22 protein-coding genes and 1 riboswitch are annotated in these 23,894 nt (G+C 69.4%); of the genes, 13 read left to right on the top strand and 9 right to left on the bottom strand.

What is annotated here, in order from left to right; translation table 11 throughout:
• Window positions 1-16: 16 nt before the first annotated feature.
• Window positions 17-1,189, bottom strand: coding sequence for a TRAP transporter substrate-binding protein (locus EV668_RS18865; protein WP_133772944.1), 1,173 nt, complete (start codon window positions 1,187-1,189; stop codon window positions 17-19).
• A gap of 221 nt (window positions 1,190-1,410) precedes the next feature.
• Here EV668_RS18865 and EV668_RS18860 point away from each other — a divergent pair, with 221 nt between their 5' ends.
• From EV668_RS18860 to EV668_RS18850, 3 genes are all read left to right on the top strand, one after another.
• Window positions 1,411-3,408, top strand: a complete 1,998-nt coding sequence (locus tag EV668_RS18860) for an adenylate/guanylate cyclase domain-containing protein (protein ID WP_166652545.1) — start codon at window positions 1,411-1,413, stop codon at window positions 3,406-3,408.
• Window positions 3,409-3,497: 89 nt separating this feature from the next.
• Window positions 3,498-3,917, top strand: a complete 420-nt coding sequence (locus tag EV668_RS18855; RefSeq protein WP_133772940.1) for an FKBP-type peptidyl-prolyl cis-trans isomerase — start codon at window positions 3,498-3,500, stop codon at window positions 3,915-3,917.
• Window positions 3,918-4,045: 128 nt separating this feature from the next.
• Entirely contained in the window at window positions 4,046-4,363 is a 318-nt protein-coding gene (locus EV668_RS18850) for a hypothetical protein (RefSeq protein WP_133772938.1), read from the top strand.
• Between the two features lie 5 nt (window positions 4,364-4,368).
• Here the strand turns inward: EV668_RS18850 and EV668_RS18845 are convergent, their stop codons facing one another.
• The 4 genes from EV668_RS18845 to EV668_RS18830 all read right to left on the bottom strand — a co-directional run bounded on the left by EV668_RS18845 (window position 4,369) and on the right by EV668_RS18830 (window position 7,432).
• Window positions 4,369-5,052, bottom strand: a complete 684-nt coding sequence (locus EV668_RS18845; RefSeq protein ID WP_133772936.1) for a glutathione S-transferase family protein — start codon at window positions 5,050-5,052, stop codon at window positions 4,369-4,371.
• A 137-nt stretch (window positions 5,053-5,189) separates the two neighbouring features.
• Window positions 5,190-5,981 carry an outer membrane protein gene (locus EV668_RS18840; protein WP_133772934.1) on the bottom strand — a complete coding sequence of 264 codons (792 nt, stop codon included), beginning with the start codon at window positions 5,979-5,981 and terminating at the stop codon, window positions 5,190-5,192.
• A 263-nt stretch (window positions 5,982-6,244) separates the two neighbouring features.
• Complete coding sequence (locus EV668_RS18835; RefSeq protein ID WP_133772933.1) at window positions 6,245-7,042, bottom strand: outer membrane protein; 798 nt, start codon at window positions 7,040-7,042, stop codon at window positions 6,245-6,247.
• Between the two features lie 96 nt (window positions 7,043-7,138).
• Window positions 7,139-7,432, bottom strand: coding sequence for an accessory factor UbiK family protein (locus EV668_RS18830; RefSeq protein ID WP_133772931.1), 294 nt, complete (start codon window positions 7,430-7,432; stop codon window positions 7,139-7,141).
• 153 nt (window positions 7,433-7,585) lie between these two features.
• Between EV668_RS18830 and lgt the strand changes: the two genes are divergently transcribed.
• The 6 genes from lgt to EV668_RS18800 all read left to right on the top strand — a co-directional run bounded on the left by lgt (window position 7,586) and on the right by EV668_RS18800 (window position 14,543).
• Window positions 7,586-8,485 (top strand): prolipoprotein diacylglyceryl transferase, encoded by a 900-nt coding sequence (lgt, locus tag EV668_RS18825; RefSeq protein ID WP_133772929.1) that lies wholly within the window; start codon window positions 7,586-7,588, stop codon window positions 8,483-8,485.
• On the top strand, window positions 8,482-9,585 hold the full coding sequence (locus tag EV668_RS18820; protein WP_245513306.1) for a class I SAM-dependent methyltransferase: 1,104 nt from the start codon (window positions 8,482-8,484) through the stop codon (window positions 9,583-9,585). The genes lgt and EV668_RS18820 overlap by 4 nt, the downstream gene beginning before the upstream one ends.
• 8 nt (window positions 9,586-9,593) lie before the next feature.
• A complete protein-coding gene (gene pgeF / locus EV668_RS18815) occupies window positions 9,594-10,364 on the top strand; it encodes a peptidoglycan editing factor PgeF (RefSeq protein ID WP_133772927.1) in 771 nt (256 codons plus the stop codon).
• 149 nt (window positions 10,365-10,513) lie between these two features.
• Window positions 10,514-11,104, top strand: coding sequence for a L,D-transpeptidase (locus tag EV668_RS18810; RefSeq protein WP_133772925.1), 591 nt, complete (start codon window positions 10,514-10,516; stop codon window positions 11,102-11,104).
• A 177-nt stretch (window positions 11,105-11,281) separates the two neighbouring features.
• A complete protein-coding gene (mutL, locus tag EV668_RS18805; RefSeq protein ID WP_425359636.1) occupies window positions 11,282-13,237 on the top strand; it encodes a DNA mismatch repair endonuclease MutL in 1,956 nt (651 codons plus the stop codon).
• Window positions 13,238-13,295: 58 nt separating this feature from the next.
• Window positions 13,296-14,543: a URC4/urg3 family protein gene (locus tag EV668_RS18800; RefSeq protein ID WP_133772922.1), complete on the top strand. Its 1,248-nt coding sequence runs from the start codon at window positions 13,296-13,298 to the stop codon at window positions 14,541-14,543.
• A 12-nt stretch (window positions 14,544-14,555) separates the two neighbouring features.
• Here the strand turns inward: EV668_RS18800 and EV668_RS18795 are convergent, their stop codons facing one another.
• The gene (locus EV668_RS18795; protein ID WP_133772920.1) at window positions 14,556-15,062 is read right to left on the bottom strand and encodes a CAP domain-containing protein; all 507 of its coding nucleotides are present in this window, start codon (window positions 15,060-15,062) and stop codon (window positions 14,556-14,558) included.
• A 176-nt stretch (window positions 15,063-15,238) separates the two neighbouring features.
• On the opposite strand from EV668_RS18795, the gene EV668_RS18790 reads away from it, so the two are divergent.
• Window positions 15,239-15,880: a phosphatase PAP2 family protein gene (locus tag EV668_RS18790; RefSeq protein WP_133772918.1), complete on the top strand. Its 642-nt coding sequence runs from the start codon at window positions 15,239-15,241 to the stop codon at window positions 15,878-15,880.
• Window positions 15,881-15,906: 26 nt separating this feature from the next.
• Complete coding sequence (pyk, locus tag EV668_RS18785; protein ID WP_133772916.1) at window positions 15,907-17,328, top strand: pyruvate kinase; 1,422 nt, start codon at window positions 15,907-15,909, stop codon at window positions 17,326-17,328.
• Between the two features lie 55 nt (window positions 17,329-17,383).
• Here the strand turns inward: pyk and EV668_RS18780 are convergent, their stop codons facing one another.
• Together EV668_RS18780 and EV668_RS18775 are read right to left on the bottom strand one after the other, a co-directional pair.
• On the bottom strand, window positions 17,384-17,989 hold the full coding sequence (locus EV668_RS18780; RefSeq protein ID WP_133772914.1) for a 2-hydroxychromene-2-carboxylate isomerase: 606 nt from the start codon (window positions 17,987-17,989) through the stop codon (window positions 17,384-17,386).
• A complete protein-coding gene (locus EV668_RS18775; RefSeq protein WP_208111580.1) occupies window positions 17,986-19,614 on the bottom strand; it encodes an AMP-binding protein in 1,629 nt (542 codons plus the stop codon). The genes EV668_RS18780 and EV668_RS18775 overlap by 4 nt, the downstream gene beginning before the upstream one ends.
• A 247-nt stretch (window positions 19,615-19,861) precedes the next feature.
• Between EV668_RS18775 and EV668_RS18770 the strand changes: the two genes are divergently transcribed.
• Window positions 19,862-20,956 (top strand): acyltransferase family protein, encoded by a 1,095-nt coding sequence (locus EV668_RS18770; RefSeq protein ID WP_245513305.1) that lies wholly within the window; start codon window positions 19,862-19,864, stop codon window positions 20,954-20,956.
• A 211-nt stretch (window positions 20,957-21,167) separates the two neighbouring features.
• On the opposite strand, the gene EV668_RS25615 is transcribed toward EV668_RS18770, so the two are convergent.
• Window positions 21,168-21,296, bottom strand: a complete 129-nt coding sequence (locus EV668_RS25615; protein WP_280960127.1) for a hypothetical protein — start codon at window positions 21,294-21,296, stop codon at window positions 21,168-21,170.
• A 196-nt stretch (window positions 21,297-21,492) separates the two neighbouring features.
• Window positions 21,493-21,684: riboswitch (cobalamin riboswitch) on the top strand.
• A 105-nt stretch (window positions 21,685-21,789) separates the two neighbouring features.
• Here EV668_RS25615 and EV668_RS18765 point away from each other — a divergent pair.
• Complete coding sequence (locus EV668_RS18765) at window positions 21,790-23,889, top strand: TonB-dependent receptor plug domain-containing protein (RefSeq protein ID WP_166652544.1); 2,100 nt, start codon at window positions 21,790-21,792, stop codon at window positions 23,887-23,889.
• The last annotated feature ends 5 nt before the right edge of the window (window positions 23,890-23,894 follow it).

The raw sequence follows: 23,894 nt of genomic DNA, 5'->3' as shown, positions 1-23,894 counted from the left end.
CGACGGCGCGACGGCGTTACTTGCCGCCCGCCACCATCCTGGCACGCGCCCGGATCATGAAGTTGTCGTAGGTGTATTCGGCGACTTGGAACCAGAGGTACTCTTCGTTCCGGAAGGCGACCATGTTGTCCCAGATCTTCTTGAACTCCGGATTCTTGGCGGAGGTCTCGTCGTAGAACTCGTTCGAGGCCTTCAGGCAGGCTTCGAGGATGTCCTGGCTGAACGGGCGAAGCTGGGCGCCGCTGGCCACGAGACGCCGCAGAGCACCCGGGTTCCGGGCGTCGTACTTCGCCGTCATGTCGATATTGGCGTAGGCTGCCGCCGTCTCGATGATCGCGCGATAGCTCTTCGGCAATCCGGCAAGCTTGTCCTTGTTGAAGAAGAACTGGGTCATCGCCCCGCCTTCCCACCAGCCCGGATAGTAGTAGTAGGGCGCGACCTTGGCGAAGCCGAGCTTCTCGTCGTCGTAGGGGCCGACCCATTCGGCCGCATCGATCGTGCCCCGCTCGAGCGCCGGGTAGATGTCGCCGCCCGGGATCTGCTGCGGCACGACGCCGAGCTTCTGCATCACGGCGCCCGCGAGACCCGCGATCCGCATCTTGAGGCCTTGCAGGTCCTGGACGGTCTTGATCTCCTTGCGGAACCAGCCGCCCATCTGCGCGGCCGTGTTGCCGGCGGGGAGCGCGTAGAGGCCGGCCTTGCCGTAGAACTCGTTGGCGAGGGCGAGGCCGCCGTGCTGGTAGTACCAGGCGTTCTGCTGGCGGGTGTTCAGCCCGAACGGCGCGGCGGTCAGGATGCCGTAGGTCGGATCCTTGCCGACATAGTAGTAGGACGCGGTATGCGCCATCTCGACGGTGTTGTTGCCGACGGCGTCGAGAGCCTGGGGCGTGCCGACGATCTCGCCCGCCGCGAAGGGCTGGATCTGGAAGCGACCGTCCGTCGCCTCGGACACGTAGCGCGCGAAGAGCTCGGATGCCCCGTAGAGCGTGTCGAGCGATTTGGGGAAGCCCGAGGTGAGACGCCACTTGATCTCGGGATTCGACGAGACGACGGCGGGGGCTGCCGGGCTGGCCGCGGGCGCGGCCGGGGTCGCCTCGGGGGCGGCAGGCGTTGCGGCGGGGCTCTGAGCGAAGGCCGGCGCGGCCGCAACTGTGACGGCGCCTGCCGCGATAAATTGACGACGCTTCATGTTTCCTCCGAGAGGGCGATCATGGCGAAGGGGACCATCGACCACAGGCAACCCCTGCTGGGGTCCTCTTACCTTCGGAACAGGTCACGTCCAAGGGGCGGGAGCCTCCCCTTTCGTCGATCGCCCGGGTCGCGGAACGTCGCTCCGCCCCCCTTCGCCTCGATGGTCGCGGACGAGTGATGGACGGCGCGGCGCTAAACAGTCACAAGGGGCGCGCCCCGATGATCGAGACAGCACACCCAGCCCCGCGTCCGGCCTCGCGCCTCGTGCCGCTCCAAGCGGCCGTCGCCATGGTCTTCACCGTCCTGACCGTGCTGATCGCGGGCGGCCTCGTGCTGTTCAACCATACGCAGCTGACCAAGCTCGCGGAGCGCGAGGCCCGGCGGAATTTCGACGCGGTCAATCATCTGATCCGCGCCGACCGGGCGAGCACGTCGAAGACATCGGAGATGCTGCTGGAGACGATGGGCCTCGCCCTCGATCCCGATCTGCCGCCGGAGGAGCTTCATCCGCTCCTCCTGAACCTGATGCGGCAGGTCGATCGCTCCCTTCCGGCAACCTTCGGCATCTTCATCGGCCGCCCCGACGGCAGCCTCATCGAAGCCCAGGACCTGACGGGACCGCGAGCCGACGCCGTCACCCGCATCGCGGGAGACAAGGGCGTCCTCGGCCTCAACATCATCGAGCGCGCGGGGGCGGGCGCGACGCAGTACTGGATCGTCTACGATGCCGCAGGACGCGAAGTCGGCCGGACGCCCAAGGTGGCGACCGACTTCGACGCGCGGAAACGGACCTGGTATCAACAGGCCCAAGCCAGTCGGCAGACCATTCTGACCCCGCCCTACGCCTTCGCGAACGTCAAGACCGTCGGCATCACCCTCGCCCGCGCCGCACCCTCCCGACCGGGCGTCGTGTTCGGGCTCGACATCACGCTCGAGGGGCTCGACGCGGTCCTGGCTGAGGGGCGTCATCGACTTCCGTGGATCATCCCCGCGGTGTTCGATATCGGCGGCCATCTCGTCGCCCATCCGGACGGGGAGGAGTTGCGCCGACGCGCGAAGCTCGACGACGGCGCTCTCCTGCCGAAGCTCTCCGACGTCGGTTCACCGCTCCTCGCCGCCATGGGGCGCAGCTTCGCCGAGACCGGCCTGAACAAGGACGCGCGGTTCGACTTCGACGGCCAGACCTATTTCGCGCGTTTCGGCACCGCCGGCCCCGAGGACAGCGACTTCGTCGTCGCCCTTGCGGTTCCGGAAGCCGTGATGATGGGCGAGGCGAACCGGATCCGCGCCATCCTGCTCGCCGGGTCGGCAGCCGCACTGATCCCGTCTCTGCTCCTCATCTTTCTGGCGGCGCGCCGTCTCGTGGCGCCGCTCAAGCTCGCCACCCATGACCTCGACCATATCGTCGCCCTGCGCTTCGGCGGCGTGAGGCCGGTGCGATCGAACATCACGGAGGTCGAGGATCTCGGCCGGGCCATTCGGACCTTGGAGCACGTCCTCCAGACCTTCGTCCGCTACGTGCCCTTCTCGCTCGTCCGTGGCGTCGTCGACAGGAGCTTCTCGACCGCGCTCGGCGGTCGGCGGCAGCCGATCTGCGTCATGTTCTCCGACATCGAGGCCTTCACCCGGCTCGCCGAGACGCTCGACCCCGACGACCTGATGCATCAGACCTCGCGCTATTTCGGCGAGTTGGGGGACGAGCTGGTCCGGGCCGAGGCGACGATCGACAAGTATATCGGCGATGCGGTGATGGCCTTCTGGAACGCGCCCGATCCGCAGGAGGACTATGTCCGGCTCGCCTGCATCGGCGTTCTGAGGGCCGCACGCCGCATCGACCGGCTGAATGCCGCCTTCGTGGCCGAAGGCGCGCCGACGATGGTCACGCGCTTCGGCCTGCATGCGGGCGAGGCGGTGGTCGGCAATGTCGGGACGGTCGACCGGATGAACTACACCGCCCTCGGCCATACGGTGAACCTCGCCTCCCGGCTGGAAGGCCTCAATCGGCAGTTCGGAACGACCATCCTCGTCAGCGAGGCGGTCGTCGCGGCGGCCGGCGAAGGTTTCGTCTTCCGGCCTGTCGGCGAGACGGTTCCGCGTGGCGCGACCCGCCCGATGACGCTCTACGAACTGGTCGGAGCCGACATCGAGGGCGAGCCGGATTTGGCTCCGCCCCGGACCGACCAGCCGTGCGAACCGAGTCTGCCCGGCCCGACGTGATGCGAGACCGGCCTCGCCTCCGCCGCAAGGCGATGCTACCAGCACGGCCGATCCAGGAGGCGAGGCCTCCTGCCAGGACCGGAGCCCTCATGTCCCGCCTGACCACTCTGACCGGAGCCGCCGTTCTCGCCATGACCATCGCCGCTTCCGCCGCCAGCCCCGTCACGACGACGACCGGCCTGCGCTACACCGACGAAGTCGTCGGCACCGGGGCCCAGCCGCAGGCGGGCCAGAACGTCCAGGTCCACTATACCGGCTGGCTCGACCAGGGCGGCAAGAAGGGCGCGAAGTTCGATTCGTCCCGCGATCGCGGCCAGCCCTTCTCCTTCCCGCTCGGCAAAGGCCAGGTGATCGCCGGCTGGGACGAGGGCGTCGCGACGATGAAGGTCGGCGGCAAGCGCACGCTGATCATCCCGGCGAGCCTCGGCTACGGCGCGCGCGGCGCCGGCGGCGTCATTCCGCCGAACGCAACGCTGATCTTCGACGTCGAGCTGCTCGGCGTCCGCTGAGACGAGCGTCCGGCCGAGGGCACGCCCTCGGCTCCCGACGTGAGACCTCTCGTCGCGCGCCGGTCGCAATATCGGCGCCCGGCGCCATCTTCCCTCCTGCTGCCGCATTCCGCCGGCAGGAGGGTTGCATGGACGATCGCGCCGAGGCCTGGGACAGACGCATCGCAGGGCTTCTCCGCCGCCTCCCGGCCCGTGTCTCCGCACGGATCGTGTGGCTGCGGCACCCGGACCGGCGGCTTCTGCGCCTCACCGCCGGGATCCTCCTGGTCATCGGCGGCTGCCTGTCGATCCTTCCGGTTCTCGGCATCTGGATGCTGCCGCTCGGCCTCGCGCTGATCGCGGAGGATTCGCCGGGCCTCAAGCCGCGGCTCGAAAGCGCAGCCCGCTTCTGCGAGCGGTTGTGGCACAAGCTGGCGCCGCGCTCCGCCAGGCGCACCCCGCTCTGACCGCCTCAGGCGGTCAGGTGCTTGAACATGTAACCGCGCGCTTCGTCATCCATGTCGGCCTTGAAGGCCGAGGCGAATTGCCCCCGCAGGGCCTCGACCCTTGCCGCCGCCGGACGCGCGGAGATCGCATCGAGGTGCCGCTTCACGTTCGGGAACTTCGCCCAGGCATCCTCTCCGAGGACGAAGGGCACCATCCGCGCCCAACCCCAGGCCGCCATGTCGACGATCGTATAGGCGTCGCCGGCGATGAACTCGCGGCCTGAGAGGCGTTCGTCGAGGACGCGGTAATGGCGCTCGGCCTCGTACTGGTAGCGACGATGGGCGTAGGGCACCTGTTCGGGCGCGAAATGCCGGAAATGGACGGCCTGGCCCGAGAACGGGCCGATCCCGGTCGCCACGAACATCAGCCAGGACAGAAATTCGCCCTGCGCCTTGTCCCCGGCAGCCGGCGAGAAGCGGCCGGTCTTCTGCGCGAGATAGAGAAGGATCGCGTTCGAATCGAACACCACCGCATCGCCGTCGACGAGGGCGGGGACCTTGGCGTTGGGATTGAGCGCGAGATAATCAGGCCTGAACTGCGCTCCCTTGCGGGTGTCGACCACCGCCGGCTCGTAGGCGAGGTCCATCTCCTCGAGGGCGAGCACGACCTTCATCGGGTTCGGTGAGAGGTTGAAGTAGAGCTTCATCATGCGAGCCATCCCGACGTCCGGTCGGCTGCGCCGACGCCTCATCCGCGACCTGCTCTAAAGGGTCCGGGCGGGAGCGCAACGCAAAAGGGGCGATCCGTTCGGACCGCCCCTTCGGCATTCGTTGCTTTGAGCGTGGCTCAGAAGCCGCCGAACTTCCAGTTCAGACCGGCGCGAACGATGTGGCCGTCGTTCTGGAACTTCGTCGCGAAGATCGGGGTGCCGTTCCCGTTCAGCGAGGTCACGGTGCGATCGCCGAGGTCGTAGTACAGGTACTCGAGCTTCACCGTCGCCGCCGAAGCGCCGAAGTTGAACACGGGCATCGCGTATTCGATACCGCCGCCGACCGTGTAGCCGGTCTTCATGTCGTCCTTGGCGCCGTAGGTCAGCGGAGCCACGCCGCCGATCGCGGAGACCGAGTGGCTGTTGAACACGTTGCCGTAGGCGAGACCGCCGGTGGCGTAGATCATCCAGCGATCGAAGGCGTAGCCGACGCGGCCGCGGACGGTGCCGAGATAATCCGTCGTCGAGCGCGACGAGGTGTCGAAGCCGAGCGCCTGGTAGCCGACCGTCTTCTTGAAGCCGGTGTACTGGATGTCCGTCTCGAGGCCGAGGACCACCGAGCCGACCTGCCAGTTATAGCCGATCTGGCCGCCGCCGACGAAGCCGTCCGGCTCGATCTTGGCGCCGTGCGCGATGGCGCCCGCATTGATCGCGCCCTGGGCGAACGGCGTCAGGCCGGCCGTGGTCGCGTTGCCCTGCGAGAAGCCGTAGCCGGCATTGCCGCCGAGATAGAGGCCCGTCCAGGTGAAGACCGGAACCGCGACGAAGGCCGGCGCAGGCGCAGCCTGACGGTAGGGAAGATCGGCCGCAAGCGCCGCGCCCGAGAGGACGGACAGAGCGGCAACGGTGGAAAGAAGAACTTTCTTCATTGGGAGGCACCTCCTGAACTTAGGCGGCACCATAACGGCGGAGCAGGCGCGCGCCAGTGCAGTTGAGCAACACCCTCGAGCCAGGACTGACCGGACAGTTAGTGTCCGATGTCGGACATTATCCGTCAAGACAATTGTCATCAAATCGTTAACGTCGCGCAGACGGTCCGCAGCCGCCCGATCTTCGATGCAGCCCAATCCTCAACGCAAAAGGGGCGATCCTTTCGGACCACCCCTTCGGCATTCGTTGCTTTGAGCGTGGCTCAGAAGCCGCCGAACTTCCAGTTCAGGCCGGCCCGGACGATGTGGCCGTCGTTCTGGAACTTCGTCGCGAAGATCGGAGCGCCGTTCGCATTCGACGAGGTCACGGTGCGATCGCCGAGGTCGTAGTACAGGTACTCGAGCTTCACCGTCGCCGCCGAAGCGCCGAAGTTGAACACGGGCATCGCGTATTCGATACCGCCGCCGACCGTGTAGCCGGTCTTCATGCCGTCCTTGGAGCCGTAGGTCAGCGGAGCCACGCTGCCGATCGCAGAGACCGAGTGGCTATTGAACACGTTGCCGTAGGCGAGACCGCCGGTGGCGTAGATCATCCAGCGATCGAAGGCGTAGCCGACGCGGCCGCGGACGGTGCCGAGATAATCCGTCGTCGAGCGCGACGAGGTGTCGAGGCCGAGCGCCTGATAGCCGACCGTCTTCTTGAAGCCGGTATACTGGATGTCCGTCTCGAGGCCGAGGACCACCGAGCCGACCTGCCAGTTATAGCCGATCTGGCCGCCGCCGACGAAGCCGTCCGGCTCGATCTTGGCGCCGCCAGCGACGGCGCCCGCATTGATCGCGCTCTGACCGACCGGCGTCAGGCCGGCCGTGGTCGCGTTGCCCTGCGAGAAGCCGTAACCGGCATTGCCGCCGAGATAGAGGCCGGTCCAGGTGAAGACCGGGACGGCCACGAAGGCCGGGGCCGGAGCCGGAGCGGCCCGACGATAGGGAAGATCGGCCGCGAGCGCCGCCCCCGAGAGGGCCGACAGAGCGGCAACGGTGGAAAGAAGAACCTTCTTCACGGCGAATGACCCTTACGCTGGAACGCCAGGACCGGCGCCATCACGGAGCCGTCTCTGTCCTGACCTGAAATTGCACCGGACTTTCTTAAGAATCAGTCATCCTTTCGAACCGGTCTCAAACGAGGTGTCGTTTGATTCGGGCCGATTTACGGTCCCTTGACGCTCGAGCGCCTCGAGACGCCGGGCGAGACGCGCATTGTCGTCCCGAAGGCTCGCGACAAGATCCCGCAGGACCTCCACATCCTCGCGCGTGGCGACGTCCATGTCGCGCAGCAGCCGCTCGACCTGCGTCCTGACGGCCGTCTCGACCTCGCGCCTGACGCCGCTGGCCGCACCTGCCGCATCGGTCACGAGGCGTGCGAAATCGTCGAGAAGGGTCTTGTTGGCCATGGCCGCTTTGCTCCGGAGGTGCGACCTCCATGCGCGAGGAGCACGGCCGACGCAATTGCGGCCGATCGCGGCAGAGGGCGTGCGGACGGCGGCGCGGGCTTGACGCGCTGGCGCGCCGGGCCGACACCCCGGCCGTTCCGCCGGTCGAACCCGATGCCACTCCTCGCCATCCCCTTCCCCCATATCGACCCGATCGCGCTCGAGATCGGGCCCTTCGCCATCCGCTGGTATGCCCTCGCCTACGTGGCCGGCATCCTCGGCGGCTGGTGGTATTCGCGGCGGCTGGTGGCCAATGCCGCCCTCTGGGGCGATGTCCGGCGGCCGACGCTCGCCGACATGGACGACCTCATCGTCTGGGTCGCGCTCGGCATCGTGCTCGGAGGCCGGATCGGCTACGTCCTCTTCTACAATTTCGACAGCTATCTCGCCGACCCCCTGGAGATCCTGACGATCTGGCGAGGCGGCATGTCCTTCCACGGCGGCTTCCTCGGCGTCGTCGTCGTCATGGCGATCTTCGCGAAGGTGAAGAAGCTGAACCTGCTCTCCCTCCTCGATCTCGGCGCGGTGGTGGCGCCGATCGGCCTGTTCACCGGCCGGATCGCGAATTTCATCAACGGCGAACTCTGGGGCCGGCCGGCGCCAGATCTGCCCTGGGGCGTCGTCTTCCCCGGCGCGGGGCCGGAGCCCCGCCACCCGAGCCAGTTCTACGAAGCCTTCGGCGAGGGGCTGGTGCTTCTCCTCCTGCTCGGCCTCGTCGCCCGCCGGGTCGGCTTCCGCAAGCCCGGCACGCTCGCGGCCCTCTTCGCCATCGGCTACGGCATCGCCCGCATCGTCTGCGAGGTGTTCCGCGAGCCGGACGAGCAGCTCGGATTCCTCTTCGGCGGCGCCTTCTCCGCCATCGGCGGCATCACGATGGGCCAGGTCCTCTCGGTGCCGATGGTGCTGGCCGGCCTTCTCCTGCTCTGGGCGGCGCGTCAGGGGTGGACGCGCCGACGGGCGCAGGGCGGCGATGCCGCCGGAGACGCGGCCGCAGATCCGTCCCCCCGCACGTGAGCGCCCTGCTCCGCGAGATCGAGGCGATCATCGCGGCGGAAGGGCCGATCGGCGTCGATCGCTACATGGCCCTCGCGCTCGGCCACCCCGAACACGGCTATTACGTCACCCGTGATCCGCTCGGCGGGGCCGGCGACTTCACCACGGCCCCCGAGATCAGCCAGATGTTCGGGGAGCTTCTCGGGCTCTGGGCCTGCGCCGTCTGGATGCAGATGGGCCGCCCGTCCCGCTTCGTGCTCGCCGAACTCGGCCCCGGACGCGGAACGCTCATGGCCGATGCCCTGCGGGCCGCGCGCGCCGTTCCGGGCTTCCTCGATGCGGCCTTCCTGCATTTCGTCGAGACGAGCCCCGTGCTTCGATCCCGCCAGCGCGACGCCGTGGCCGGCTCAGGCCTCGCGCCGAGCTGGCACGACGGCCTCTCGGACCTGCCCGAGGGCGCCGCCATCGTCCTCGCCAACGAATTCCTCGATGCCCTGCCGATCCGGCAAATCGTGCGCGGCGCGACCGGTTGGCACGAGCGCCTGGTCGGCCTCGCGCCCGGCGGCGGGCTGAGCTTCGGCCTCGCCCCGGACGCCGAGCCGGGCCTCGCTCCCCTGCGCGGGGAGCCCGGCGACATCGCCGAAATCTGTCCCGCAGCGGACGCGATCGTCGCCGCCCTCGCGAAGCGGCTGCGGGACAGCGGCGGCGCGGCGCTCCTCATCGATTACGGCCCGGCGGGAGACGGGTTCGGCGACACGCTCCAGGCCGTCCGCGACCACCGCTTCGCCGACCCTCTCTCTTCTCCGGGCGAGCAGGACCTGACGGCCCATGTCCGCTTCGGACGCCTCGCACGGATCGCGGTCGCGGCCGGCGCCGCCGTTCACGGCCCCCTCGGTCAGGGCCCTTTCCTCGAGGCGCTCGGGATCCGCGAGCGGGCCGAGGCCCTCGCGCGGGGCCGCGACGGCGCCATGCGGCAGACGATCGCCGCAGCGCTCGCGCGGCTGACCGGGCGGACTGCTCAGGAGATGGGCGAGCTGTTCCAGGCGATGGCGATCGCCGATCCCCGTCTCGGCCCCCTCCCCGGCCTGCCGCCCCGTGACGGCGCGCTTCCGTCCGGTTAGGATTCGGCATGCTGATCGAAGCCCCCGAGCTCTCGTCCTTCCCGCGGATCCGCCACGCCTTCTTCACGCGGCGGGGCGGCGTATCGGAGGGCGTCTATGCCTCCCTGAACGGCGGCGTCGGATCGAAGGACGATCCCGAGCGCGTCGCGACGAACCGGTCGCTCATGGCCGAGAGAATCGGCGTCGCGCCCGAAAACCTCGTCACGGTGCATCAGGTCGCCTCCCCGACGGCCGTGGTCGCGACGCGGGCCTGGGCGCGCGACGAGCGGCCGCGGGCCGATGCCATCGTCACCGCGACGCCGGACCTCGCCCTCGCCATCACCACGGCCGATTGCGGCCCCGTCCTCTTCGCCGACCACGAAGCGGGCGTCATCGGTGCCGCTCATGCCGGCTGGCAGGGTGCGCTCGGCGGCGTGCTCGAGGCGACGGTCGAGGCGATGATCGGACTCGGTGCCCAGCGCGAGGCCATCGTCGCCGTGCTGGGGCCGACCATCGGGCCGCTTTCCTACGAGACGGGGCCGGAATTCAAGGACCGCTTCCTGGCGGACGACCCCGCGAATGAGCGCCATTTCCGGCCGAGCGGGCGCGAGGGCCACGCCCTGTTCGACCTGCCGGGCTACATCATGGCGCGCCTGTCCGCCGCCGGGCTCGGCGAGAGCAGCGATCTCGGCCTATGCACCTATGCAGACGAGGAGAGCTTCTTCAGCTACCGCCGCACCACGCATCGGCGCGAGCCGGATTACGGCCGCCAGATCTCGGCCATCGCCCTGACGCGCTGAGGGCTGGACGTCCGGCCTCGCCCGTGCTGCGGCGCGGCTTTTCCGTGCCCCTCCGCACCCCCATCGACTCGTCGCATGAAACCGAAGCGTGGCTGTAGCGTTCTGGGAATCACACATGGGGCCCCGCCCCGAGAACGAGGCATCAAACCATGCGACGTCTGACGCTCGGCCTACTCGGCCTCGCCGCCTCCCTCGCGGTCTCCCAGCCGGCTTCGGCCCAGTTCTGGTACGACCCGCTGGACGAGGAGCCGATGCAGTATCTCGGCCCGCAGCCGCGCTACGATGCGCGGCCCCAGCAGGCCCCGACCGGCGCCCGTACGGTGTCCTTCCCGGCGCAATATTCGCCCGGCATGATCGTGATCTCGACGCAGGCGCGGCGGCTCTACTACGTGACCGGACGCGGCCAAGCGATCGAATACGCGGTCGGCGTCGGCCGGCCCGGCTTCGACTGGAAGGGGACGAAGACCATCACCCGCAAGGCGGAATGGCCGTCCTGGCGCCCGCCGGCCGCGATGCTGAAGCGTCGGCCCGATCTGCCGACCTACATGTCGGGGGGCGTGAACAATCCGCTCGGCGCCCGCGCGCTCTATCTCGGCTCCTCGCTGTACCGGATCCACGGCTCGAACGAGCCGGACACGATCGGCCAGGCGGTCTCGTCGGGCTGCATCCGGATGACGAACGAGGACGTGATCGACCTCTATCGCCGCGTGCGCGTCGGCACGAGGGTCGTCGTCATGTGATCGATCCCGAGAGCGGACGAGCTTTGGCCGCGGCATTGCCGCGGCCTTTTTCGTGTGGGGAAGGCTCGGACGGAGCGGCGCTCCCCGCCTGACGGCCTTGCCGCCGCACCACCCGCCCCGTATCGCTCGCCGATGGCCGGACGGGACGATCCGGACGGCAGCCGCGGAGTCGGCGAGGTGAACGAGACCGCCTTCGGCCATCGCGCCACCCTGTTCGACGAGGAGCCGGACGCCGAGGCGCCTGGGCCAACCCGCAAGGCGGGCGTGCTCGCCGGCGTACGCCGGCTCGACCCGGTCCTCGTCGATCGGATCGCGGCGGGCGAGGTCGTGGAACGGCCGGCTTCGGCCCTGAAGGAACTCGTCGAGAATGCGATCGATGCCGGCGCTCGCGCGATCGAGATCACGCTGGAGGGCGGCGGCGCGAAACTGATCCGGGTCGCCGATGACGGCCACGGCATGGGACCGGACGACCTCGCCCTCGCGGTCCTGCGCCACGCGACCTCGAAACTGCCCGACGGCGACCTGTCCGACATCCGCACGCTGGGCTTCCGCGGCGAGGCCCTGCCCTCGATCGGCGCGGTGGCTCACCTCTCCATCACCTCCCGCCGGGCCGGGGACGAGGCGGCCCACGCCATTCTCGTCGAGGGCGGCCGCACCGGGCCCGTGCGGCCCGCCGCCGCGCCGCCCGGCACGCGCGTCGAGATCCGCGACCTCTTCTTCGCGACGCCGGCCCGGCTGAAATTCCTGAAGAGCCCGCGCGCGGAGGCCCAGGCGGCCGCCGAGATCGTGCGCCGGCTCGCCCTCGCCCATCCCGCCATCCGGTTCACGCTCGCGGGCGATCACCTCTCGGGCGGGACCTACCCGGCCGAAACCGACGATGCGGCCGGGTTCCTGCGCCGCGCCGCACGGCTGTTCGGTGCGGAGTTCACGGCGAACGCCGCTCCCGTCTCCGCGTCGCGCGAGGGCCTCGCCCTCGAAGGCCATGTCGGCCTGCCGACCTTCCATCGCGGCACGGCCGGCCATATCCACATGGTCGTCAACGGGCGGCCGGTCCGCGACAAGCTGCTGCTCTCGGCGGTGCGGGGAGCCTATGCCGACGTCATGGCGGGCGACCGCCACCCCGTTCTCGCGCTGCGGCTCGATTGCGCGCCGGCCTTCGTCGATGTGAACGTCCATCCGGCCAAGACCGAGGTGCGCTTCCGCGATCCCGGCCTCGTGCGAAGCCTCGTCCTCTCCGCCATCCGCGACGCACTGGGGCGCGCGGGCGTGCGGGGCGCGACGACCGGAGCCGCCTCCGCGCTCTCGATGATGCGCCGCCCCGGCGGGTCCGGCGCCTGGATCCCCGCGGCGCCGCGCCCCGGCGCCTTCGCCGGCTGGCAGGCTCCGCCCGATACCTCGCCGGCCGGCGGCCTCGAAACGCCGCCGTCCTCCGGCGGTTTCGGCGAAGACGGACAGGCCGGGTTCGACGGCGTCGCGATGCCGACCGCGCGGCAGGCCGAGCCCGACGGTTCGGCCGATGCCGAAACCCATCCGCTCGGCGCGGCGCGGGCGCAGCTCCACGAGACCTACATCGTCGCCCAGACGCGGGACGGAATCGTGCTCGTCGACCAGCACGCCGCCCATGAGCGGCTCGTCTACGAGCGGCTCAAGCGCGAGCGGGCCGGACGCGGCATCTCGCGCCAGATCCTCCTCATCCCCGAGGTCGTCGAGCTCGACGCGGTCGAGGTCGAGCGGCTCGCGGGGGCGACCGAGGCGCTCGCCTCGCTGGGCCTCGTGCTCGAGCCCTTCGGCCCCGCCGCGGTGATCCTGCGCGAGGTCCCGGCGGCTCTGGCATCGGGCAATCTCGGCCGCCTCGTGCGCGACGCGGCCGATGCGCTCGCCGAGGACCAGGGCCTGATGGAGGGCACCGGGCACGACGGCGCCTCGCCCCTCGAGCGGCGGCTCGACGCCGTGCTGTCGCGCATCTCCTGCCACGGCTCGATCCGCGCCGGCCGCCGCCTCACCGCTCCCGAGATGGATGCGCTGCTGCGCGAGATGGAGGCGACGCCCTTCTCCGGCCAGTGCAACCACGGCCGCCCGACCTTCGTCGAGCTGAAGCTCGCCGATATCGAGAAGCTGTTCGGACGGCGCTGAGAAGCCAGAGAACCCTGGTCAAGGCTCGCGCGTTCGGATCATATCTGTGACGATCCGCATGGAACCCGCCTTGACCCAAGACGTCTCCCCGGCCCGTCGCCTCCTCACGGCCCGGGCCGTCCGCGAACGCGCCCATCTCCTTCTGGAGCGCGGGCTCGCGGACGACCTCGCGCATTTCCGGGTCGATCTCGACCGGCTGGGCAGGGCGGCCGACGAGGTCCTCGCGACGATGCGGAGCGGCTATCCGACCCTCGACATCCCCTTCCACGCCCGCTGGCGCCATTTCGTGGCGGGCGGCCTCGACCGCTGGGAGGCGCTGAACCAGACCGTGCGCTGGGCCGACGGCAGGGACCGCGCGCGCGCCTCCTTCGACCTCGCCATCGTCAGCGTCCTGCTCGATGCCGGAGCCGGACCGGACTGGCGCTACGAGGAAGGGCGGACGGGCGAGACCTTCTCACGCTCGGAAGGGCTCGCGGTCGCGAGTTTCGACATGTTCGTCTCCGGCGCCTTCTCCGGCCGGCCCAGCGAGCCGTTCCGGGCCGATGCCGGCATCCTGACGGTCATGGACGCATGCGAGCTCGCCCGCGGGTTCCAGGTCCGGGTCGACAATCCGCTGGTCGGTCTCGCCGGGCGGGCCGACATCCTGAACCGGCTCGGCCGTACCGTCGCGATGGCGCCCGACATCTTCGCGACGCGCGACGATCCGCGGCCGGGAGGGCTCTTCGATCATCTCGCAAGCCTCGCGGTGAAGGAGACCCTGCCGGCGACGGCGATCCTCGAAGCCCTGCTCGTCCATCTCGGCCCGGTCTGGCCCGGACGTCTCACGCTGGGAGGCCTCGACCTCGGCGATACCTGGCACCATCCCGCGATCGTGACGGGCGACGACACGGACGGGCTCATCCCCTTCCACAAGCTCTCGCAATGGCTCGCCTATTCGCTGATCGAGCCGCTGGAGGCGGCCGGGATCACCGTCACGGATCTCGACGGGCTGACGGGCCTGCCGGAATACCGCAACGGCGGCCTCTTCCTCGATACCGGCGTCCTGCAACTGCGCGATCCCGGCGCGGCGACGCGGCCGCAGGAGGTCTCCTCGACCCTTGTCGTGGAATGGCGCGCGCTGACCGTCGCCCTGCTCGACCTGGTCGCGGCCCGCATCCGCTCGAAGCTCGGCCGGAGCGCGGCCGACTTCCCGCTCGCGAAGGTGCTGGAGGGCGGGACCTGGGCCACGGGACGTCGCCTCGCCCATGCGCGGCGGCGCCGCGGCGCGCCGCCCCTCACGGTGATCAGCGACGGGACGGTGTTCTGAGGCGTCCGCCTCTCACTCCGCGACGACCATCGCCCAGTACTGGCGATAGCCGTGGCCGGGGCTGTCGGCGCGGGCGAGGCCGATGCGCCGCGCGCCGGGCATGAGGAGGTTGCGATCATGCGAGGGCGACTTGCGCCAGCGCATCACCACGCTCGACACGCTGTCCGGCCCGGCACTGAGATTCTCGGCCGCCCTCGCCCCGACGGCATAGCGCGCCATCCGACCGGCGAAATCGCCATGGCTGAGCTTTCCGGCCTCGGCCACCGCACGGGCCTGTTCCTCCGCGGCCTCGTTCAGCGTGCGATCGACGACGACGGCCGGCAGCCCCCTCTCGCGCCGGTACTCCGAGACGAGGCGGGCGGCCTCCTCGGCACCGGCCACGCTCGTCGTGACACGGTCGCCCGGCACGAGCTTCGCGAGATCGCCCGCACAGCCGGCGAGAAGCGCGAGGCCGAGCGTCGGAGCGGCGAGCAGGACGAGACGGCGCAGAGATCGGAACACGATGGTGAAGCCCGACATGGTGATCCGGCGATGACGCCCGATGACGGCGGCTTTGCGGCAATGGGCCTCATCCCACCGCCTCGTCTCGCGCGACGGCCTCGGGCAGCGTATGGACGGGCAGCCTCGGAGAGGATGACGGGACGCCGTTCGCTCCGCCTCCGCCCCCGCCATCCGCAGCGCCTTGAGGGAATGCGATGATCAGCCCCCTCGTCTCCGCGATGGCCGATTCGGCCCTGCTGCTCCCCGCTTCGGCGCTGCTGTTTCTCTATCTCGCGGTCCTGCGCGAGTGGCGGCTCGCACTCGCCTTCGCCTTGTGTCTCGCGGCGGCGGGCGGCGCGACGGTCGCGCTGAAGCTCGTCTTCCATGCCTGCGGCCACGCGATCGCCAATGCGCGCGTGGTCAGCCCCAGCGGCCATGTCGCCTTCGCCACCTTCTTCTACGGCGCCCTCGCTCTTCTGCTGACCGCAGACCGGCCTCTGCTCCTGCGTCGCCTCGCCCAGATCGGCGTCCTTCTTCTCGCTCTCGCCGTGGCGATCAGCCGGGTGCGGCTCGGTGCACATACCCGTTCGGAAGTGGTGATCGGCTTCATGGTGGGGGGCGGCGCGCTGGCGCTCTTCGCCGTCCTGCACGCCCGCCTGGGCAAGCCCGCCATTTCCTGGATCCCGATCGCGGCTGGTTTCGCCGTGGCCGTGATCCTTCTCGGCGGCGACCATTTCTCGCTCGAGCACCGAATCGCCGCCACCGCCCGAAAGCTGTCATCGACGCTCGATATCTGCGAGGCCCCGGCGGGATGGCGCGGGGGAGGTATCTTTCCGGGCCTCTCTGACCCATCCTGAGGAGCCACGCTCGAGGAGGAGGATCCATGCGACGCTCGAGACGAACCCGGATCGTGGCCACGCTCGGCCCCGCTTCGTCGGATGCGCCGATGATCGAAAGGCTGTTCGAAGCCGGGGCCGACGTGTTCCGCATCAACATGAGCCACACGCCGCACGACAAGATGCGCGACTTCGTGGCCGCGATTCGCGGGATCGAGAAGGCGGTCGACCGGCCGATCGCCATCCTGGCCGACCTTCAGGGTCCGAAGCTGCGGCTCGGCACCTTCGCCAAGGGCAAGGAGGATCTGAAGCAGGGCCAGAGCTTCATCCTCGACGCCGACCCGAAGCCGGGCGATTCGAAGCGCGTCCATCTTCCGCACCCCGAGATCCTCGAAGCGCTCGAGGTCGGCCATGCGCTCCTGGTCGACGACGGCAAGGTCCGGCTCGTCATCAAGGAGGCGAGCCCGACCCGGGCAGTGACGGAGGTCGTCGTCGCGGGCACCGTCTCCGACCGCAAGGGCGTCTCGGTGCCGGACACCGTCATTCCCGTCTCGGCGATGACGCCGAAGGACCGCTCGGATCTCGACGCGGCGCTCGGCGCCGGCGTCGACTGGATCGCGGTCTCCTTCGTGCAGCGGCCGGAGGACGTGGCGGAGGTGAAGAAGGCTGCACGCGGCAGGGCCGGCGTCATGGCCAAGATCGAGAAGCCTCAGGGCGTCGAGCGGCTCGAGGAGATCATGGAACTCGCCGACGGCGTGATGGTCGCCCGCGGCGATCTCGGCGTCGAGCTTCCGCTCGAGCGCGTGCCGGGCATCCAGAAGCGCATCACCCGCATGGCGCGCCGCTTCGGCAAGCCCGTCGTCGTCGCGACGCAGATGCTGGAATCGATGATCACGAGCCCCGTCCCGACGCGGGCCGAGGTCTCGGACGTCTCCGCCGCGATCTTCGAGGGGACCGATGCGATCATGCTTTCGGCCGAGAGCGCGGCCGGAAAATATCCGGTCGAGGCCGTCGCGATGATGAACAAGATCGCCTGCGAGGTCGAACGCGACCGCACCTATCGCGGCGTCATCGCCAACCAGCAGCCCGAATCGGACGGTACGGGCGCGGATGCGATCGCGGATGCCGCACGCGTCATCGCCGAGGACCTCGACATGGCTGCGATCGTCTGCTGGACCTCGACGGGATCGACCGCGCTCCGCGTCGCCCGCGAACGGCCGAAGCCGCCGGTCGTGGCCCTGTCGCCGAACCTCTCGACCGCGCGGCGGCTCGCGCTGTCCTGGGGCGTCCACGCGATGCGGGCCGACGATGCGCGGGACCTCGAGGACATGGTCGAGCGCTCCTGCCTCACGACGGTCGCCGAGGGCTTCGCCGAACCGGGAGACCGGCTGATCGTCGTCATGGGCGTGCCCCTCGGCACGCCGGGTGCGACGAACACGCTCCGCATCGCCCGCGTCCCGCGCAACTAGCCGAACGCCGGTTCCGGCCTCCCGCTATCCGTCGCAGGGCGCCGGCGGGCGGCCGCTACCGGCGCGACAGGCCGCGCTCCCGCAGCCGTTCCTTCAGCAGCGGCAAGCGGTCTCCGCCCCAGAACAGCTCTCCGTCGAGGACGTACATGGGCACGCCGAACACACCCATCGCCTCGGCCTCGAGGCAGATGCGCTCGTGTTCGGCCCGGCCTGTGCCCTCCGCGTAGGCTTGGAACGCCGCGCCGTCACCGCCGAGGCCGACGATCACGGCCGTGATGTCGTCGACCGAATCGACGTCCAGCTCGTGGCTCCAGAACCGCCGGAAGACGATGTCGTTGTAATCCCTGAAGATCCCGGCACGCTGGGCGAAGTTCATGCCGGCGCTGGCGTAATAGGCATCGTAGATCTTCTTCGGCCCGCGCAGCGTCAGGCCCTGCTGGTTCGCGAAGCGCCGCGCGTCCATGTACGAATACCGGACCCGCCGCCATTGATGCTCGGACCGCTCCTCGACCGAGCCGAGATAGCCCGCGATCTGCAGCGTGTAGGGCAGCCACTCGAGCGCGATGTCGAACTCGTCTTCCAGTTGCCAGGTCGGCGCGACGGCGACGAAGGCGTAGGGGCTCTTGTAGTCGGTATAGGTGCGAATGACCGTGCGGCTCACGTACGATGTCCTCCGATATCCTCACGACGGATCCTGATGCCCGCCGTCTCGCGATCCCAGGTTTCGGGCGTCAGCCCTTGCGAGCGAAGCAGATGCTTCTCGACCTTCGCGGTCGGCGTCTTCGGCAGGTCCGGCACGATGCGGATGAAGCGTGGCAGCATGAAATGCGGCAGCCTCCCGCGAAGATGGTCGAGAATGCCGACCGGATCGATCGCGCGGTCCGGCTGAGGGGCCAGCACGGCCAGAACCTCGTCCTCGCCATCGGGGCTCGGCACGGCGACCGCCGCCGCCTCACGCACGTCCGGATGCGACAGGAGCTCCGTTTCGACCTCGAAGGACGAGATGTTCTCGCCGCGCCGCCGGATCGCGTCCTTCAGGCGGTCGACGAAGCTGAAATCGCCATCCGCATCGCAGGTGAAGGCATCGCCCGTGTGGAACCAGCCGTTGCGCCAGGCGGCCGCGGTCGCCGCGGGATCGCCGTGATAGCCGTGGCTCATGGCCCAGGGCGCATCGGCACGGATGACGAGTTCGCCGACGGTGCCGAGCGGCACGGGCCGGTCATGCGCATCGACGAGCCGTACCTCGACGCCCGGCCGCACGCGGCCGCAGACATTCGGCTTGGCCGGATTGGGCCCCGACATCAGCGGGGTCGAGATCTCGGTCATGTTGAAGAGCGTGAACACGTCGACGCCGAACCGTTCGCGGAAGGGTGGGCCATTCGCGCCGAGCGGCACGATCATGACGTGGCGCAACGGATGCTCGCGGTCGCGCGGATCCGGCGGCCGCTTGAGGAGGAAGGTCGCCATCGCCCCGAGCAGGAAGACCGACGTCACCTCGAGCGCGCGCAACGTCTCCCAGAACGTCTCCGTCCGGAAGGACGGCACGACCGCGATCGAGCCGCCGACGCAGAGCGCCGTGCTGGCGACGAAGGCGCCGCCGATATGGAAGATCGGCATATGCAGCAATTGCCGGTCGTCGGGCCTGAGGCAGGTCCAGGTCCCGGGATTCACGGCCGTGAAGGCGTGCATATGGCTCGACAGAACGCCCTTCGAGCGGCCCGTCGTGCCCGACGTGTAGATGATCGACTGAAGGTCCCACGGCTCGATCGGGGCGCCGAGCTCCGGCAGGCTCGCCGGGTCGCCGTCGAGCGCGCCGATCCCGTGGACGACGATGCCGTCGGGGACGCACACGGACGGCTCGCCGTCCACGACGACGACGCTGCGGAGGGGGCTCGTCTCGACCGCGAGGAGCCGCTCGGCGAGTTGCGGATGCACGATCGCGACCCGCGCCCCGCTGTCGCGCACCACATGGTCGAGGATCGCGCCGCGATAGGCGATGTTGACGGGCACGAAGACCGCGCCGAGCCAACCGATGCCGACCATCGCCCGGATCGCGCTCGCATCGTTCGGCAGCATCACGAGGACAGGGTCGCCCCGCCGCACGCCGAGCGCGTGCAGGCCTGCCGCGCTCCTTCGGGCAATGGCCAACGTGTCGGCGAAACTCCAGCGCTCGCCCGTCTCGAAGGCGGCGAAAATGGCCGCAGGCCGCTCGGCCGCGTGGCGCTCGAGCCCGTAGCGCGGCACGCAGATGTCGCGCGCCGTCACGTCGCTCCCGGCCGACATCATGGGCGGATATCCGCCCCGAGAGGCAAGCCCTCTCCCATCTCGCACTCCTCCCGGGCGACCGGTGCGCCCCTTTCCGGATCGTTGCCGGACTTCCGCGCGAGGAACCCCGCCCCTCCCCACCTGTCAAGCAGCCGGCGGCCAGCTCCGGGCTTGCCAGCCGGGCCGTGCGAGTCGAAAGGGCGGTGATGCGGCCTCGCCGCCGATCCACCCGCCGTCACCCTTTCGCCGAGACGCCCGGACCGCCATCGTGCCCACCCTCGTTGCGATTCAAGCCCTGCGCGGCTTCGCGGCCCTCGCGATCGCGCTGTTCCACCTGCGGGCGGAAGGACCGCTCGGCGGGCCGGGCGGATGGAGCGCGGCCCTGCCGCTCGAAGCCGGCGTCGACGTCTTCTTCGTGATCTCCGGCTTCGTGATGGTCTATGCCTCGGCCGGTCTGTTCGGACGGCCCGGCGCGGCGCGGCTGTTCCTCACGCGGCGCATCTCGCGCATCGCCCCGCTCTATTGGCTGACGACGACGCTGTTCGTCCTCATCGCGCTGGCCCGGCCGGATTGGCTGCGCAGCGCCGTGATGGATCCGCTCTCGCTCGCGGCGTCGTATCTCTTCATCCCGATGGCCCGCCCGGACGGGCTGCCGCTGCCGGTATATTCGCTGGGCTGGACGCTGAATTACGAGATGTTCTTCTACGTCGTCTTCGCCCTCGCGCTCGGATTGCGGCGGCGTTTGGCGGTGGCCGCCGTGGCGGCCGTCCTGATCGCGCTCGTCGTGGCCGGCATCGCGTTCCGCCCGCTGCCGCAGCCTCTCGGTTTCTGGACCGGCGCCCTGCTGCTGGAATTCGCGCTCGGCATGGCGCTCGGCCTCCTCAGGGCCGAAGACGTGACGCTCGGCCCGTGGGCGCGCCTGCTTCTCGCGGCCATCGGACTCGGGCTCTTCGCGATCGCCGACCCCGTCCTCGCCGGCCAGACGCTCGAAGCCCGCGCGCTTCTCTACGGGCCGCCGGCGGCCTGCCTCGTCGCCGCCTGCGGCCTCGCGCCGGGCCAGCTCACACGCGAGCCGGGCTTCGCCGGCCTCGCGGGCCGGATCGGGGAAGCGATCGGCGACGCCTCCTATGCGATCTACCTGCTGCATCCCTTCGCCATCCGGGGCACGCTGAAGGCGATCGAAGCGCTCCATCTCGGTCCTGCGCTCGGCCCGCTCGGGTCCGCCGCCTTGGCGCTCCTCGCGACGATCGCGGTCGGGCTCGCCTCCTACCGGATCGTCGAGAGGCCGCTCACGCGCCTCGGCCGGTCCCTGCTCGAGACGCGTCGGCGGGACCCGCCTCCGGTCCAGGGAGCATCGAGATGACCGTGTCCTTCACTCATTCGGGCGGGATGCAGGCGCCGATCTAGATCCCGGCCATCGGACTGGACCTGTTCGTCCGCCTTCCGCCCGCGGCGAGCGAAGGCGAGTTCCGCTTCATCGACCAGATGGGGCGTCGAGTTCCTGGGACCGCCGCTGGCCCCCGGCCGCACCGGCAGGCTGAACACGGCAGCCGGCTCCGGCTGCCGGTCGCGCGTCAGGGCTGCCCCGACCGCAGCAATCCGAGAGCCGTTTCGTCGAACAGGACCAGCCAGGCCAGGATCGCGACAACGGCCACGATCGCGATCACCGCACGAATCGAAATCTCGAACCTGCCCAGCCTCACCGCAGCATCCCCCCGCGCGTCGTGCGCACCCGACGCTTACACGCGAAACGGCTCGTCTTCGACGGTGCGCGGGGCCGACACCCTATTTTCGGTCATGGCGTCAGGAGCGAGCGCATCCTCTTGTGACGCAATTGCCACGGCGCCCGGCTCTCCTTGGCCCGGCTCCAGGAAAGCTCTTTAACCTTTACGGGCGCTGCGTCATTCTGCGCGCGACGGTTCCCGCAAGGGACGAACAGGGAATGCGGTGAGGGCCTGCCCGAACCCGCAACTGCCCCCGCAACTGTGAGCGGCGAGTTTCTCGTCATCGTGCCACTGGGCCTCGGCCTGGGAAGGCGATGGGAAGCGACGACCCGCGAGTCAGGAGACCTGCCGTCAGCCGTGGTCACACGCGAGCGCGTCGGGCGGGGTGTCCTGATGGCAGCCGAGCCGGTCCCTTTCGGGCCGGGGAGACTGGGTTCGCGGTGACGTGCCACCACGTTTCCGGAATCTCCCAGTGCCCGCTTCCAGCCTCAGAACGGCCCTCCTCTCGACGGCGGCGCTGATCCTCGCCGCCCTCCCCGCCTCCGCTCAGCAGACGATCGAGGACGCCAACCGGCTTCCGGCGATCAGCATCGAGCCGCCGACGCCGTCCCGCGCCGCGACGGCCCGGCGCGAGACGCGCTCGGACGTGCGCGCACCCGCCCGCCGCAGCCAGACGAGGCCGCAGCGCGCGACCGTCGCCCGTCCCGGCGAGGCCCCGCAGGCGGACCTCGCCAGCCAGAACGGCTCGGTGCCGGGCGTCAGCGTCTCGGCGACCTCGAACGCCACGCCGACCGCCCAGATCGGCAGCTCGGTCACGATCCTGACGGCGGCCGATATCGAACGCGAGCAGCGCCGCACCGTGCCGGACGCTCTGCAGCAGGTCATGGGCCTCAACGTCGTGCAGTCCGGCGGCCCGGGCGGGCAGACCTCGGTGTTCACGCGCGGCACCAACTCGAACCACACCAAGGTCCTGATCGACGGCATCGAGGTCTCGGATCCCTCGAACCCGAACCGCTCCTTCGATCTCGGCCAGCTCCTGACGCAGGACATCGCGCAGATCGAGGTGCTGCGCGGGCCGCAATCGGGCCTCTACGGGGCCGACGCCATCGGCGGCGTGATCTCGATTCTCACCAAGAAGGGCGAGGGCCCGCCCAAGATCGCCGTGACGGCGGAAGGCGGCTCCCACGGCACCTTCAACCAGTTCGGGACCCTGTCCGGCTCCCATGGCGGCTTCAACTACCTGTTCTCGATCGGCCATTACCGCTCTGAGCACACGCCGGTGACGCCGCGCGACCTCGTGCCGTACGGGCGTCGCATCAATCCCAACTTCTACGACAATCTCAGCCTCTCGACGAAGCTCGGCTACGACTTCAACGAGTATTTCAGCCTCAACTACACGGGCCGGCTGATCAATTCACGGCTGCTCTACACCGGCGACGGCGGCTGGCCGTCCTTCCCCAACGGCTTCCGCTCGACCCAGGACGATCTCTTCCACTTCCATCGCGGCGAGGCGGTGATCAACCTTCTCGACGGCCGCTTCCGGAACGTCTTCGGCGTCGGCTACGCCAATCTCGACACCAAGAACCAGCAGCCCGCGACGGCGTTTGGCAGGCCGGACCCGACCACCAATATCGGCATCCGGACGAAGTACGATTACCGGGGCGAGTTCCAGGTGATCGACGGGCAGACGCTCGTTTTCGGCGTCGAGCGATCGGACGAGAGCCTGAACACCAAGACGCTCCGGGCCGAGAACGGCAATACGGGCGCCTATCTCCAGCTGCAGTCGCAGTTCACGGACCGCATCTTCCTGACCTCGAACGTCCGCTACGATTCGAACGATCAGTTCGGCGAATCCTGGACCTACCGCGTCGCGCCCGTCTTCATCGTGCCGGGCGCGGAGACCAAGCTGAAGGCCAGCGTCGGCACCGGTTTCAAGGCCCCGACGCTCAGCCAGCTCTATCAGAGCTATCCGGCCTTCGGCTTCTTCGGCAATCCGAACCTCAAGCCCGAGGAGAGCTTCGGCTGGGATGTCGGCTTCGAGCAGCCGCTCTTCAACGACCGGGTGCGGTTCGGCGTCACCTATTTCGACAACGACATCAAGAACCTGATCCAGTCGCGGTCCGCCAACTTCATCAGCACCAACGTCAATGTCGGGCGGGCCTCGACCCACGGCTTCGAGACCTTTGCGACCTTCATCGTCTCGGACGCCCTGCAGTTCCAGCTCACCTACACGAACACCATCGCGAAGGACGAGATCGCGCGCCAGGAACTCCTGCGGCGGCCGCGCCACAAGGGCGGCGTCTCGGCGACGTGGAAGCCGATCGACAAGCTGACGCTGTCGGGCACGGTGATCGTCGTCGGCTCGCAAGTCGACGGCAACCGTGACTTCTCGATCCCCCGGCTGCGCACCGCCCCCTACGCGCTCGTGAACGCGGCGGCGAATTATCAGCTCACCGATCAGGTCAACGTCTTCGGCCGGCTGGACAACCTGTTCAACGCCCGCGTCGAGGACCCGACCGGCTATCTCCGGCCGGGCTTCGCGGCCTATGGCGGGATCCGCGTCACGAACTGAACGAG

Source organism: Enterovirga rhinocerotis (assembly GCF_004363955.1).
GTDB lineage: Bacteria > Pseudomonadota > Alphaproteobacteria > Rhizobiales > Beijerinckiaceae > Enterovirga > Enterovirga rhinocerotis.
Note: the sequence above shows the minus strand (reverse complement) of the source record. Positions and strands in the feature narration are given on the sequence as shown.